This is a genomic window from Streptomyces sp. NPDC027185, assembly GCF_055567035.1.
The window spans coordinates 1-13,667 of record NZ_JBVHRF010000004.1; the positions used below are offsets into that span (position 1 = coordinate 1).

10 protein-coding genes are annotated in these 13,667 nt (G+C 74.5%); 6 read left to right on the top strand and 4 right to left on the bottom strand.

The genetic code is table 11. The features are described 5' to 3' along the window. Positions 1-442: 442 nt before the first annotated feature. Both ACZ4M8_RS13590 and ptsP read left to right on the top strand, forming a co-directional pair. Entirely contained in the window at positions 443-892 is a 450-nt protein-coding gene (locus ACZ4M8_RS13590; RefSeq protein WP_467606584.1) for a PTS sugar transporter subunit IIA, read from the top strand. A 78-nt stretch (positions 893-970) separates the two neighbouring features. After that, entirely contained in the window at positions 971-2,641 is a 1,671-nt protein-coding gene (gene ptsP / locus ACZ4M8_RS13595; RefSeq protein WP_467606586.1) for a phosphoenolpyruvate--protein phosphotransferase, read from the top strand. 99 nt (positions 2,642-2,740) lie between these two features. Here the strand turns inward: ptsP and ACZ4M8_RS13600 are convergent, their stop codons facing one another. Further along, on the bottom strand, positions 2,741-3,658 hold the full coding sequence (locus tag ACZ4M8_RS13600) for a hypothetical protein (RefSeq protein WP_467606589.1): 918 nt from the start codon (positions 3,656-3,658) through the stop codon (positions 2,741-2,743). A 112-nt stretch (positions 3,659-3,770) separates the two neighbouring features. Further along, positions 3,771-5,801 (bottom strand): acetoacetate--CoA ligase, encoded by a 2,031-nt coding sequence (locus tag ACZ4M8_RS13605; protein WP_467606592.1) that lies wholly within the window; start codon positions 5,799-5,801, stop codon positions 3,771-3,773. Between the two features lie 277 nt (positions 5,802-6,078). Between ACZ4M8_RS13605 and ACZ4M8_RS13610 the strand changes: the two genes are divergently transcribed. The 4 genes from ACZ4M8_RS13610 (at position 6,079) to ACZ4M8_RS13625 (ending at position 11,907) form a co-directional block, all read left to right on the top strand. Beyond that, entirely contained in the window at positions 6,079-8,463 is a 2,385-nt protein-coding gene (locus ACZ4M8_RS13610; RefSeq protein WP_467606594.1) for a glycoside hydrolase family 31 protein, read from the top strand. Between the two features lie 309 nt (positions 8,464-8,772). Further along, positions 8,773-9,690 (top strand): M15 family metallopeptidase, encoded by a 918-nt coding sequence (locus ACZ4M8_RS13615; protein WP_467606597.1) that lies wholly within the window; start codon positions 8,773-8,775, stop codon positions 9,688-9,690. A 61-nt stretch (positions 9,691-9,751) separates the two neighbouring features. Further along, positions 9,752-10,153 carry an Mpo1-like protein gene (locus ACZ4M8_RS13620; RefSeq protein WP_467606599.1) on the top strand — a complete coding sequence of 134 codons (402 nt, stop codon included), beginning with the start codon at positions 9,752-9,754 and terminating at the stop codon, positions 10,151-10,153. 101 nt (positions 10,154-10,254) lie between these two features. Next, the gene (locus ACZ4M8_RS13625) at positions 10,255-11,907 is read left to right on the top strand and encodes an EAL domain-containing protein (protein WP_467606601.1); all 1,653 of its coding nucleotides are present in this window, start codon (positions 10,255-10,257) and stop codon (positions 11,905-11,907) included. Positions 11,908-11,937: 30 nt separating this feature from the next. Here ACZ4M8_RS13625 and ACZ4M8_RS13630 read toward each other — a convergent pair whose 3' ends face one another. Further along, positions 11,938-12,549, bottom strand: a complete 612-nt coding sequence (locus ACZ4M8_RS13630; RefSeq protein WP_467606602.1) for a GTP-binding protein — start codon at positions 12,547-12,549, stop codon at positions 11,938-11,940. 233 nt (positions 12,550-12,782) lie between these two features. Next, positions 12,783-13,649: an alpha/beta fold hydrolase gene (locus ACZ4M8_RS13635; protein WP_467606604.1), complete on the bottom strand. Its 867-nt coding sequence runs from the start codon at positions 13,647-13,649 to the stop codon at positions 12,783-12,785. Positions 13,650-13,667: the final 18 nt, after the last annotated feature.

A 13,667-nucleotide genomic window follows, 5' to 3' on the forward strand; every position in this document is an offset into this window, starting at 1 on the left:
GTGCCTGTTTCACCAGGCTCTCCGGGCGCTTCCCTTCGGTCTTGCGTTTCCGACTCTATCAGATCCTTTCGGTCCTGATTTTCGCCGGTGCGGTCGAGCCTTTCGGCTTTTCCGCTATTTCACTCTAGCAGGCCTTTCCGGCCTCTCGAACCGCTGGCTTTCCGCAGGCATGCGGAATTGGATTCGATATTCCGAATCATGATTCGAGGAGTGCTGTCCACGACGCTTGATCACTTTTCTGTGATCGTGGCGCTCTCGGGCAGATCTCAGACAGTACAGGCCTCCCAAGGGCGAGGCAAATCGCGGGGCGCTGTTCGGCGCCGCTCTATGGGTGTCGTTCATGCGGAGGGGCTGATTCTTATGACTTACGCTCTGAACGGTGCGCCGTCCGGGACAGGTAGTGACGGCGGCCTGATGAATCTCCACCCCTGGGAGGCTTCCCATGACCACCGTGACGTCACCGCTCGCCGGACGCGCCATCGGACTCGCGGCTGTGCCCGACCCGGTGTTCGCCGGCGCGATGGTGGGACCCGGTACCGCCATCGACCCCAAGCGTGAGCCTTCCGAGGCCGTTGCCCCCGTGGACGGCGTCGTCGTCTCACTCCACCCGCACGCCTTTGTCGTGGTGGACGCCGAGGGGCACGGGGTGCTGACGCACCTCGGGATCGACACCGTGCAGCTCAACGGCGAGGGGTTCGAACTGCTCGTCAACAAGGGGGACACCGTGCAGCGCGGCCAGGCGGTCGTGCGCTGGGACCCCGCGCAGGTCGAGAAGGCCGGTAAGTCGCCGGTCTGCCCCGTCGTCGCGCTGGAGGCCGCGGCCGACTCGCTCGGCGAACTCCGCGAGGACGGCGATGTCGCCTCGGGCGACGCGCTCTTCTCCTGGCAGTAGCCGGGGGCCGTCCCACGACGGCGGGTTCGACATCCACCGCGGCGGCTCGCACCGCCGCATCAACCGGAGACGGGTGCAATGGAGACAACGCTGCGAGGCGTCGGCGTGAGTCACGGTGTGGCGATCGGCGAGGTGCGGCACATGGGGACGGCGGTGCTGGAGCCGCCGGCCAAGCAGATTCCGGCCGAGGAGGCGGAGCGTGAGCAGGGGCGGGCCCGTCAGGCCGTGGAGGCGGTGGCGGCCGATCTGATCGCGCGGGGCAACCTGGCCGGCGGCGAGGCACAGGCCGTGCTGGAGGCCCAGGCCATGATGGCCCAGGACCCGGAACTCATCGCCGACGTGCAGCGGCGGATCGCCGTCGGGAGCACCGCCGAGCGCGGGGTGTACGACGCGTTCGCGGCGTACCGGGCGCTGCTCGCGGGTGCGGGTGAGTACCTGGCGGGCCGGGTCGCCGACCTGGACGATGTGCGGAACCGGATCGTGGCGCGGCTGCTGGGTGTGCCGATGCCGGGGGTGCCGGACAGCGACGAGCCGTACGTCCTCATCGCGCGGGATCTGGCGCCGGCCGACACGGCGCTGCTCGATCCGACGCTGGTGCTCGGGTTCGTGACCGAGGAGGGCGGGCCCACCAGTCACAGCGCGATCCTGGCGCGGGCGCTCGGAGTGCCCGCGGTGGTCGCACTGCCGGGCGCGGGCGAGCTGGCCGAGGGCACCGTCGTCGCGGTGGACGGGAGCACCGGCGAGATCTTCGTCGAGCCGAGCGCCGCGAAGCGGGAGGAGCTGGAGACGGACGCCGCGGCGCGGAAGGCGGCGCTGGCCGCGTCGACCGGGCCCGGTGCCACCTCCGACGGTCACAAGGTGCCGCTGCTGGCGAACGTCGGCGGGCCCGCGGACGTTCCGGCGGCGGTGGAGGCCGGGGCGGAGGGCGTGGGGCTGTTCCGTACGGAGTTCCTCTTCCTGGACGACAGCGGGCGGGCTCCGTCCGAGGAGAAGCAGGTCGAGGCGTACCGGACGGTGCTGGAGGCGTTTCCGGAGGGCCGGGTCGTGGTGCGGGTGCTGGACGCCGGTGCCGACAAGCCGCTGGACTTCCTGACGCCGGCCGATGAGCCGAACCCGGCGCTGGGCGTGCGGGGGCTGCGTACCCTGCTCGACCACCCGGAGGTGCTGCGCACTCAGCTGACCGCGCTGGCGAAGGCGGCCGAGGGGCTGCCCGTCTACCTGGAGGTCATGGCTCCGATGGTCGCGGACCGCACGGACGCGAAGGCGTTCGCGGACGCGTGCCGGGAGGCGGGACTGCAGGCGAAGTTCGGGGCGATGGTGGAGATTCCGTCGGCGGCGCTGCGGGCGCGGTCGATTCTGCAGGAGGTGGAGTTCCTTTCGCTGGGGACCAACGACCTGGCGCAGTACACCTTCGCGGCGGACCGTCAGGTCGGGGCGGTGTCGCGGTTGCAGGACCCTTGGCAGCCGGCGCTGCTGGATCTGGTGGCGCTGTCGGCGGAGTCCGCGAAGGCCGAGGGCAAGAGCTGCGGGGTGTGCGGTGAGGCGGCGTCCGATCCGCTGCTGGCCTGCGTGCTGACCGGGCTCGGGGTGACGTCGCTGTCGATGGGCGCGGCCTCCCTTCCGTATGTGCGGGCGACGCTGGCCAAGCACACGCTGGCGCAGTGTGAGCGGGCGGCGGCCGCGGCGCGGGCGGCGGACACCGCCGAGGAGGCGCGGATCGCCGCGCAGGCGGTGCTCTCCGGGGAGTGATACCCGGCGGCGCCCTGCCGCGTGTGCCGTACCGGACGGCCGTCCCGCCCCTGTGGCGGGGCGGCCGTCCGGCGTATCGGGGGTGTGTGCCGCCGCAGGTCAGCAGTCGTGAGGCGCCGGTGGGCGGGTGAGGGGGAAGCCCTCGGCGTGGTCGACCTGGTGCTCGGGCGGGATGGGCTCGCCGGTCTCGGCGTCGGTGCAGTAGGCGGTGAAGACCTGGGCGGCGGTGAGCGGTTCGGGCCAGCCGTCGCGCAGGGTCCAGCCGCGGACGGTGTCGTGCGCGGTCGCGGTGGGGTCGTCCGACGGTGCCTGCGGGCGGGTGCTGCGGGAGACGACGCCGCCCGGGGTGCGGTGGACGATGCCGGCGGCCAGGACCGTGCAGAAGGTCAGGGACTCGGATTCCGAGAGGTGGTGGCGGCCCTCCTGTGAGGTGACGCGGAGGGCCGCAAGGAGGGGTGGCGGGCCGGCGGGGATGCTGCAGACCAGGTGATGGGTGCCGTCGCCGAGGCCGTCGAGGAGTTCCTTCAGCGCCTGGGTGGCGAGGACGAAGGCGGCGTGGGAGAGGTCTTCGCCGCACTCCCGGCAGGTGCCCGCCTGGGTGAGCCGGGTGGCGGCCAGGTCCCAGATGGTCCGTCGGCCGGTCTCCTCGGCCAGCAGCGGCAGGAGTTGGGCCAGGGGCTCACCGGCGTACGGGACCGTGGCGGCGGTGCAGGCGAGTTCGGCGGTGTAGCGGGCGCGGCTGTCCGTGCTGTCCGGGTCGATGCCCAGCTCCTGGCAGTACTCGGCGTAGCCGGCGGGGTCGAAGAGGGTGAGGGTGGTGCGCACGCCCTGGGCGGTCCGGGTGCGCAGGTGCTCCTCCAGGTGGCGGAGGTAGCGGGTGTGGTCGTCGAACGGGAAGGTGCGGTAGCCGCGCATGGCGGCGAAGGCTTCCGGGTCGGCGAGGACGGCGGCGGTGCCGGGGATTTCGCGGCGCAGCTGTTCCCGGGCGCGGCGGGTGGTACGGGACGCGGATGTCATGGCTCCCCCTGGTGAGTCGGACGTCCGCGGCGGTGTGGTACCGCCGCGGACTTCATTCGTCACTGAGAGTAATCGGGGGGTCTGACAACGGCGGGTGGTGCGGGTCGGTCCGTCACTTTCCGGGGTGGGTGCGCCGGTCGGCGGCGATGCGTTCGTAGAAGGTGAGGAGGGTGACGTCGTCGACGGAGCCGGGGTTGACGGCCTTGTCGAGGGGGGTGCCCTGGAGGAGGCGTTTGACGGGGACCTCGATGCGCTTGCCGGTGAGGGTGTGGGGGATGCCGGGGGCTTCGATGATGTCGTCGGGGACGTGGCGCGGGGAGAGTTCGGTGCGCAGGGTCCGCTTGACGCGGTCGCGGAGGGCATCGTCGAGGACGGCGCCCGGGGCGAGGTGGACGAAAAGGGGCATCCAGTAACCGCCGTCGGGGAGTTCGAGGCCGATGACGAGGGATTCGCGGATCTCGGGGAGGCGTTCGACGGCTTCGTAGATGTCGGCGGAGCCCATGCGGACGCCCTGGCGGTTGAGGGTGGAGTCGGAGCGGCCGTGGATGATGACGCCGCCCCGGGAGGTGCGGGTGATCCAGTCGCCGTGGCGCCAGACGCCGGGGTAGGTGTCGAAGTAGCTGTCGTGGTAGCGGCTGCCGTCGGGGTCGTTCCAGAAGCGGACCGGCATGGAGGGCATCGGGTTGGTGACGACGAGTTCGCCGACCTCGTCGGTGACCGGGTGGCCCTGGGGGTCCCATGCCTGGAGGTCGGTGCCGAGGCTGGGGGCCTGGAGTTCGCCGATGTGGACGGGGAGGGTGGGGACGGCGCCGGCGAAGCAGCTGCACACGTCGGTGCCGCCACTGACGGAGGCGATCCAGAGGTCGCCGCCGCCTTCGTGGAAGGTGTCGTGGAGCCAGCGGAAGCCGTCGGGGGGCAGCGGGGAGCCGGTGGTGGCGACGCAGCCGACGGAGGAGAGGTCGAGGTCGCGGGCGGGGTGGATACCGGCTTTGCGGCAGGCCATGACGTAGGCGGCGGAGGTGCCGAAGAGGGTGGCGCGGGTGGCTTCGGCGATGCGCCACTGGGCGGCGACGTCGGGGTGGCCGGGGCTGCCGTCGTACAGGACGATCGTGGTGCCGGTCAGCAGGCCGCCGATGAGGAAGTTCCACATCATCCAGCCGGTGGAGGTGTACCAGAAGAAGCGGTCACCGGGGCCGAGGTCGCAGTGGAGGCCGATCTGCTTGAGGTGTTCGAGGAGGATGCCGCCCTGGGACTGGACGATGGCCTTGGGCAGGCCGGTGGTGCCGGAGGAGTACAGGACCCAGAGCGGGTGGTCGAACGGGACCTGTTCGTAGACCGGTTCGGCGCTGTTCGTGGTCAGGTCCGACCAGTTCACAGCTCCCTCGGGCGCTTCGGTGCCGAGGAGCGGGATGTGGACGACGGCGCGGAGGGTGGGGAGCGCGGCGCGGAGTTCGGCGACGGTGGCGCGGCGGTCGTGTTCCTTGCCGCCGTAGCGGTAGCCGTCGACGGTGAACAGGACGACGGGCTCGACCTGCTGGAAGCGGTCGAGGACGCTGCGGGCGCCGAAGTCGGGGGCGCAGGAGGTCCAGACGGCGCCGACGGCGGCGGTGGCGAGGAGGGCGACGGCGGCCTGCGGGATGTTGGGGAGGTAGCCGCTGATCCGGTCGCCGGGGCGGACGCCGAGGTCGCGCAGGGCCGCGGCGAGCGAGGCGACCTGGTCGCGGAGGTCGGCCCAGCTGACGGGGGTGATCTCCTGGCGCTCGTCGGTGCAGAGCAGCGCGGGGGTGGCGGCGCGGTCGGGGTCGTCGGCGGTGCGCAGGGCGTGCTCGGCGTAGTTGAGGGTGGCGCCGGGGAACCAGCGGGCGCCGGGCATGGTGCGGTCGGCGAGCACGGCGCCGTACGGGGCGGTGAAGCGGACGTCGAACCACTCCGCGACCGCCTGCCAGAAGGCGGGGAGGTCCTCGGTGGACCAGCGGTGCAGGTCGGCGTAGCTGCGCTGCGGGTCGCCCGGGGTGGCGGCGGGCGCGCCGTGGTGGGTGGCGGCCCAGGTCTGGAAGCGGGTGACCTGTGCGCCGTCGATGCGGTCCGGACCGGGCTGCCAGAGGGGCGCCGGCTGCTGGGCGGGGGGCGGTGCGGTGGTCATGTCGAGGCTCCCGGACGGTACGCGTGGTGGGCGTCGGCCGCGCCGGGCGCGGGTGCGGGGGTGGCGCGGCCCTCCTGGACGATGCCATGTGATCGTCGTGTGCACCAGGGTCGCCCGGTGGGGCGGGGGCGTCCGGGGGTGCCCGGCGGGCCGGTGGGGCGGGTGGCGGCCCCGGGGTGTGGGGGGTTCGGCCGCCGGACGGCGCCCGGTGGACGCTCAGGTGAACGGAAGTTGAACGCCCCTCGGGGTGATCTCCGGGAATGACAGTCTGAGCAGCATGAACGGGCGTGATCTGGTGCGGTCGGTGCGGACCGTCGGTGCGGCGCAGGGGCTGCGGTCGGTGCGGGCCGCGTGGCGGCGGCGGAGGGCGGACGCGGTGGCGCTGCCCCGGGGCGGGCGGGAGCGGGCGCGGGTCCCCGGGGAGGCCGAGGGCGCCGAGCCGCAGCCGGGCGGTGGCGTGATCCGGTTCGCCCGGTCGTCGCTGCGGGTGCGGGTGGCGGCGGGCGGTGCGGTGTTCTGCGGCTGGGACGGGGCGGCGCCGGAGCCGTCGTACGCGCTGGCCGGGTGCCCGCAGGCGGATGCGCGGGCGGCGTTGGAGCCGGACACCGAGGGCGGCTGGCGGGTGGTGTCGGAGCGGGTGACGGTGGTGGTGTCGCGGCACGGGGCGGTGGAGGTGCGGACGCCGGGCGGGGTGCTGCTGCGGCGGGAGCTGCCTCCGCGGTGGTGGGACCGTACGGAGGCGGCCGGCGGTGCGGTACCGGGCACGGACCCGGCGCGCCCCGGGGGCGAGGGGGGTGACGGCCCCGGGGCGGGTGGTCGTTCGCGGTGGGTGCAGCGCTCGGAGGTGGCGGCGGACGCGCGGTTCTTCGGGCTGGGGGGACGGGCGTCCGGGCCGCGGCTGCGGGACGGCGTCTACCGGCTGTGGAACGCCGCGCCCGGTGGGCCGGGCGGCGCCGGGGAGGACCGTCTCGCGATGCCGGTGCAGCTGGTGGTGGCGGACGCCGGGACGCATCTGGTGTTCCACGACAACTCGTGGGACGGCCGGGTGACGTTGCGGGAGGGCCGGGAGGGCGCGGGGTCGGGGCACGACCGCCGGGGGGCGTGCGCGCTGCGGATGGACGGCGGGCCGCTGCGGTACTGGGTGCTGGTGGGCACGCCGGCCCGGGTGCTGATGGGCTGGGCGTCGCTGACCGGCGCGGCGTTGCCGCCGCCGCGCTGGGCGCTGGGCCCGCAGCACGCGCTGCGGGGCGGCGCCCCTCAGGTACGGCGGGCGGTGGCCACCCACCGGGAGCACGGGCTGCCGCTGGCCGCCGTCCATCTGGAGCTGGGCCCTGGGACGCGGCGCCGGGAGCGTACCGGCGAGCGGCCCGATGGTGCGGAACTTCCCGCGCTGACGCGGGAGTTGCGGGCCGACGGGGTGCGGGCCGTGGCGGTCGAGGGGCCGGCGGTCCCGGTGCGCGCGGGGGCGCGGGAGTACGACGAGGGGGCGGCCGCCGGGGCGTTCGTGCGCGATGCGCGCGGCCGGGAGGTGCGCGGGGTGACGGGGCCGGGTGAGTCGGTGTTCCCGGATTTCACGGATCCGGCGACGCGTGCCTGGTGGGGCGGGCGGTCCGCGGAGCGGCGGGCGCAGGGGTTCGCCGGCTCGGGGCACGAGCTGGCGGCTCCGGTGCCGTTCGCGGCGTTCGGGGAGGTGGCGCTGGAGCGGTCGGCGCGCCATGCGCTGGAGGGGCGCGGCGGGGATCACCGGGAGGCGCACAACGTGTACGCGCTCCAGATGGCGCGCGCCGGGCACGAGGGCGTGCCGGACGGCCCCGGGGAGCGGCCGTTCGCCTTCTCCCGTACGGGGTGGGCGGGGATCCAGCGGTACGGCGGGGTGTGGTCGGCGGACGCGGCGGCCGACTGGCCGGGGCTGCGGGCGTCGCTGGCGCTGGTGCTGGGCCTGGGGCTGTGCGGGGTGCCGCACAGCGGGCCGGAGGTGGGCGGACGGGGTGCGTCGGGGGCGGAGCTGTATCTGCGGTGGTGTCAGCTGGCGGCGTATCTGCCGCTGTTGCGCACCCGGCAGGACGCGGGGCCGTGGAGGTTCGGGGCGGAGGTGCTGGCCCATGCGCGGGCGGCGCTGGCGGAGCGGGAGCGGCTGGTGCCGTACCTCGCGACCCTGGGGCAGCTGGCGCGGCTGACCGGCGCGCCCTGTGCGCGGCCGGTGTGGTGGCGGACGCCGCACGACCGGGCGCTGCGGGACTGCGAGGACGCGTTTTTGCTGGGTGACGCGCTGCTGGTGGCGCCGGTGCTGGAGCCGGGGGTGCGGACGCGGGTGGTGCGGCTGCCGCGGGGGCGGTGGTACGACACGGTGTCGGGGCGGGCGTACGACGGGCCCGGTCCGGTGCGTCTCGCGGCGCCGCTGTCGCGGATACCGGTGCTGGCGCGGGCCGGGGCGGTGCTCCCGGTGGCGGGCGCGGACGGCGCCACGGAGCTGGAGGTCTGGGCCCCGGTCGCCGGGCGTGGCGGGGGCGGGCTGGTCGTACCGGACACCGGCGGTGAGCGTCCGGAGGCGGCCCGTTTCGTCTCCTGGCTGGAGCGGGGCCGGGTGGTGGTGGAGCGTCAGGACGGCGGCCCGGTGGAGTACCGCGTCCGGGTGCGCGGGGCGGGGGCGGCGGCGGGGTGAGGGGGCCGGTCCGGGCGGGCCGGGGTAGATGCCGGGCGCCGCGCGGGTAAGGAGGGGGCGGCCGTGAGGCGCCCCGGACGCTCCGACGGCCCGGCCTCCCCGAGCTACGCGCAGGCGGGCTCCGCTTCCCTGGGCGCCCCGGCCTCCCGGGCCCACGGCACCCGCCTCCGGGAGGTACCGGCTCCCCGCCTTCCCTGGCGGGCGCGCACCGCACCCAGCCCCCGTGTCCGCCCTGCCTCGGGGCCAGGGCCCCTCGGCCCTCCCCCACGAGGGCTTCCCTCCCCGTCCCTGTGCTGGTAGACGGTCTCCATGCGGAAGACACATGAGGCATGTGAGGTACGTGAGGCAGAGGTCTCCGGGGTGGTGCGACGCGTCGGGCGGGGCTCCGGGGGCGGGCGGCGGCTGAGGCTGCTGGTCCGGGGGCTCGCCGTGGGGCTGGCCGCCGTGGCGGTGGCGGCCGTGCTTCCGGGCGGGGCGGTGGCCTCCCCGGTGGCGGGCGGGGCGCAAGGCGGGGAGCCGCGCGCCCCCGAGGAGTTCGTCGCGCTGCGGGCGGTGGACCCGACGATCATGCAGGAGATGCGGTACTTCACGCCCCACGACTTCATGGGCGTACGGGTCACCGGATACCGGGAGCCGACGTGTCTGGTCACCCGGGACACCGCGAGGGGCCTCCGCCGGGCGCAGCGGGCGTTCCTGCGGCGCGGCTACTCGCTCAAGGTGTACGACTGCTACCGGCCGCAGCGGGCCGTGAACCACTTCATGGCCTGGGCGAAGGACCTCGGTGACCAGCGGATGAAGGGCGAGTTCTACCCCCGGATCGACAAATCGACGCTCTTCCGGGACGGGTACATCGCCGAGAAGTCGGGGCACAGCCGAGGCAGCACCGTCGACCTGACGCTGGTGAAGCTGCCCGCGCTCCCCACCCGGCCGTACGTGCCCGGTGAGCCGCTGTCGCCGTGCTACGGCCCCAAGGAGGCGCGGTTCCCGGACAACTCCCTGGACATGGGGACCGGCTTCGACTGCTTCGACACGCTCGCGCACACCCTCGACCCGCGGATCAAGGGGGAGCAGCGGGCCAACCGGCTGTTGCTGAAGCGGGGGATGGAGCGGGCCGGATTCACCAACTACGCCGCCGAGTGGTGGCACTACACGCTCACCCCGGAGACGTTCCCGGACACCTACTTCGACTTCCCGGTGGCGTGGCGTTCGCTCGCCGGGAGGCGGTGAGCCACCGGGCCGCCCGGGGCGGGTACTGACACCGGCCCGCCCCCGCGGCTACCGTGCGGGCATGACGGACACCACGGAGCGCGACGCCGCACCCGCCCGCGGCGAACACCCCTGCCCGGCGGGGACGTTCGCGTCGTACGAGGAGTTCTGGCCGTACTACGTCGCGATGCACGCGAAGGCCGTGACCCGGTGGGTGCACCTCGCGGGGACGCTCACCGGGCTCGCGGTCACCGCCTACGGGGCGGTGCGGCGCCGGCCCCGGCTGCTGCTCGGCCTGCCGGTCATCGGCTACGGCACCGCCTGGCCCGCGCACTTCCTCATCGAGCGGAACAATCCGGCGACGTTCGGGCATCCGGCGTGGTCGTTGCGGGGCGACGCGCAGATGATCCGGATGATGCTCGCCGGGCGGGACGCGGAGCTGGGCCGGATCGCCGCCGCCTGGCACGCCGCCCACGGCCGCTGACGCCCCGCCGCACGGTCACGTCTTCCCCACCCTCCGGAATCCTGCGTGAACAGCGCGTGAACCGGGCCCGTTCGGCGCCCCGGGGGCGGCATGCTGCTGCCGTGCCTGCCTGGACGGACCAGCTCCGATTCGCGTACCAACCCGTCGTGAACCTGGCGACCGGCACGGTCGCCGCGCTGGAGATACTCGCCCGCCCCGAAAGCGGTGACGTGCTGGCCGCCGCGCGCCGCTCCCCCGAACTGGACGCCGAACTCGCCGCGCTCGCGCTCCGTGCCGCGGCCGTCCAGGAGGTACCGCTGCCGCTGCACCTCAACGTGTACACGACGACGGTCGCCGCCGCGGGGCTGACCCCGCTGAGCAAAGCCGTGCACGACGCGGGCCGCCGGCCGTGGGAGATCACCCTCGACATCGGCGGGCCGTACTCCGGACTGCCGCACCGGGCGCTGGGCGACGGCGTGACGCGGCTGCGGGAGGAGGGATACCGGATCTGCGTCGACGGTGTGGGGGACGGCGATCCGCCGCTGCGGCTGCTGGGCGTGCTCGCCCCCGATCTCGTCAAGCTCGATGTGCCGCTCTGCGCGGAGCTGGTCTCCGCGCCCGGCGCGCGGGCCGCGGTGGCGGCGATGCGGCAGCTGTGCGCGCAGCTCGGCGGGTTGCTGGCGATCGAAGGGGTGGAGACGGAGCGGCAGTACGCGGCGGTGCGCGACGCCGGGGTGCAGCTCGCGCAGGGACACCTCTTCGCACCGCCGGCCCGCCGCCCGGCCACCGAGGTGTACCTGCCGCCGTCCGCGCCCGCCCCGGTGCCGCCGCACGACGCCCGGACGGGCCCGCCGATCGCGCAGTTCCTGCAGCCGGCGGCGCTGTTGCCGGTCTCCGCTTCGGCGGGCGCGGTCCGCGACCACCTCACCGCCTTCCCCGACGTCTCCGGCATCCTCCTGGTGGACACCGACGGGGTGCCGGTACGGGCCGTCGACCGGGACCGGTTCCTGCTGTCGCTGTCGGGTCGGTACGGCCACGCGCTCTACGCGGACCGCCCGGCGCTGCGGCTGGCCGACCGGCCCCGTACGGTCCGGGCGGACGCGACCGCCTGGGAGGTGCTGGACGTGATCACGGACGGCGACCGGTCGCGGACCGGGGACGATGTGGCGGTGGTCGACGCGCACGGCCGGTGTGTCGGGGTGGTGCATCTGGCCGACATCCTGCGGGCGTTGGCCGAGAGCCGGGTGGAAGAGGCGGCGCGGCTCAATCCGCTGACCCGGCTGCCGGGCTCCGACGCCGTCAACTGCGAGGTGGACCGGCGGATCGCGGAGGGGCGGCCGTTCGCGCTGAGCTGGCTGGACGTGGACGGTTTCAAGCAGGTCAACGACGGTGCGGGGTTCGCCGCGGGCGATGAGCTGATCCGGTCGGTGGGCCGGGCGCTGGCGGAGGTCGCCGGACGGGAGCCGGACGCGCGGGTGGGCCACATCGGCGGCGACGACTTCCTGGTGCTGGCCGAACCGGGCGGTCTGGAGCCGTTCGCCGCCGCGCTGCTCGACGTCGGCTGGTCGGCCGGAGGCGCGCCGGTGACGCTGTCGCTGGCGACGGTGGTGTGCCCGCCGGGCAGTGTCACCGGGCACGGTCAGGCCGCGGCGGCGCTGGCCCCGCTGAAGAAGGCGGCGAAGGCGCTGACCGGCGCGAGCTGGGTGGTGGGCCGCCCGGACACCGAAGGCACCGAAACGCGGCGCGGCACCCCCGCGGCCGTCCCGGGCGACTGAGCCCGGACCGCGCCGGGTGGGCCGCACCCGTCAGGACAGGGCGGGTTCGCGCTGCTGGGCGCTGGTGCGCATGGCGTGCCGGACGACGGTGATCAGCACATCCCGGACGGATTCCTTGCTCCGGGCGTCGCAGAGCAGGACCGGTACCTCCTCGTCGAGGTCCAGCGCTTCGCGGATGGCGTGCGGCGGGTGCTGCTCCGCGTCGTCGAAGCAGTTGACGGCGACGGTGAAGGGCAGTCCACGGCGCTCGAAGTAGTCGATGGCGGCGAAGGAGTCGGCGAGCCGCCGGGTGTCGGCGAGGACCACCGCGCCGAGCGCGCCGAGCGCCAGCTCGTCCCAGAGGAACCAGAAGCGGTCCTGGCCCGGCGTGCCGAACAGGTAGAGGACGAGGGCGTCGTTGACGGTGATACGGCCGAAGTCCATGGCGACGGTGGTGGTGGTCTTGGACTCCACACCGTCGAGGTCGTCGACCGGGCGGCCCGCCTCCGTGAGCCGTTCCTCGGTGCGCAGCGGTTTGATCTCGCTGACCGCGCCGACCATCGTCGTCTTGCCGACGCCGAATCCGCCCGCGACGAGGATCTTCAGGGTCGTCGGATCGACGGCTGACGACCGGCGGCGACGTTCAGAACGCCCGAGGACCATGGGTTGCTTCTCCCGAATGTGCCGATGATGCCGCTGACGACCCGCGGCGCCCGGCCGTGGGGGCCGGTGCGCGGCCTGCGGTGGTGAGGAACGGTACAACGTCCGCCCCGCCACGCCCACTTGTACGGCCGGAGCGGTTCGCCCGGACGGGCCGGACGTCCGCAAGTGTCCCGAAAGGCGGGTTCCGCGCCGGGCAGCGGACGGCCGGAAACCGGTGCCCGCCGCCCGGGAGGTCAGGAGTGGCGGCCCAGGTGCTCGACGAGGAGCGCGGTGACCTGCTCGGGCAGTTCCTCGGGCAGCCAGTGGCTGGCGCCGTCCAGCGCCTCGAAGCGGTAGGGCCCGTCCACCCACTCGGCGGTCAGCTCGGTGGCCCGGCGGCCGAGGGCGATGTCCTCGGTGCCCCAGACGTAGAGGGTGGGCACGGTGATCCGTTCGGCGGGCAGTGCGAAGGTCTCCGCCGGCTCGCGGTACCAGTTGAGGGAGGCGGTCAGCGCACCCGGCTCGGAGAGGCGGGCGATGTTGGCCTCGACGAGGGCGTCCGGCACATGGCCGCCGAACGCCTGCCGCATCAGCGAGGCGCCGTCGGCGAGCAGGCTCTCCTCGGCGGTGCCGGGGGTGCGGAAGAGCGCCACGTACTCGGAGCGGCGCTGCTGGTCGGCGTCCTCGGTCACCGCGCGCCGCAGCGCACCGGGGTGCGGGGTGGCCAGCGAGGTCACCGAGCGGAGGCGGTCGGGGTGGGCGCCGGCCAGCACCCAGGCGAGCAGCCCGCCCCAGTCGTGGCCGACGAGGTGGAAGCGGTCGGCGCCCTGGGAGTCGGCGAACGCCAGGGCGTCGGCGACGAGTTCGGTGACGGCGTAGGCGGCGACGCCTTCGGGGCGGGCGCCGGGGGCGTAGCCGCGCTGGTCGACGGCGAGGGCACGGTAGCCGGCGGCGGCGAGACCGGGCAGCACCTCGGACCAGCAGTCGGCGAACTCGGGCCAGCCGTGCAGCAGCAACACCAGTTCACCGTCGGCCGGACCGGCGGCGAGGGCGCCGTGGGTGTGCGGGCCGACCTGGATCTCCAGGCGCTCAAGAGGGTACGGCGAGGTGTCCGCGGTCATGTCGGCTCTCTTCTTCGT

What these genes read in the sequence shown, in the direction of transcription:
- ACZ4M8_RS13590 (WP_467606584.1), top strand. Translation starts at nt 443, where the DNA reads ATGACCACCGTGACGTCACCGCTCGCCGGACGCGCCATCGGACTCGCG.
- ptsP (WP_467606586.1), top strand. Translation starts at nt 971, where the DNA reads ATGGAGACAACGCTGCGAGGCGTCGGCGTGAGTCACGGTGTGGCGATC.
- ACZ4M8_RS13600 (WP_467606589.1), bottom strand. Translation starts at nt 3,658, where the DNA reads ATGACATCCGCGTCCCGTACCACCCGCCGCGCCCGGGAACAGCTGCGC.
- ACZ4M8_RS13605 (WP_467606592.1), bottom strand. Translation starts at nt 5,801, where the DNA reads ATGACCACCGCACCGCCCCCCGCCCAGCAGCCGGCGCCCCTCTGGCAG.
- ACZ4M8_RS13610 (WP_467606594.1), top strand. Translation starts at nt 6,079, where the DNA reads ATGAACGGGCGTGATCTGGTGCGGTCGGTGCGGACCGTCGGTGCGGCG.
- ACZ4M8_RS13615 (WP_467606597.1), top strand. Translation starts at nt 8,773, where the DNA reads ATGCGGAAGACACATGAGGCATGTGAGGTACGTGAGGCAGAGGTCTCC.
- ACZ4M8_RS13620 (WP_467606599.1), top strand. Translation starts at nt 9,752, where the DNA reads ATGACGGACACCACGGAGCGCGACGCCGCACCCGCCCGCGGCGAACAC.
- ACZ4M8_RS13630 (WP_467606602.1), bottom strand. Translation starts at nt 12,549, where the DNA reads ATGGTCCTCGGGCGTTCTGAACGTCGCCGCCGGTCGTCAGCCGTCGAT.
- ACZ4M8_RS13635 (WP_467606604.1), bottom strand. Translation starts at nt 13,649, where the DNA reads ATGACCGCGGACACCTCGCCGTACCCTCTTGAGCGCCTGGAGATCCAG.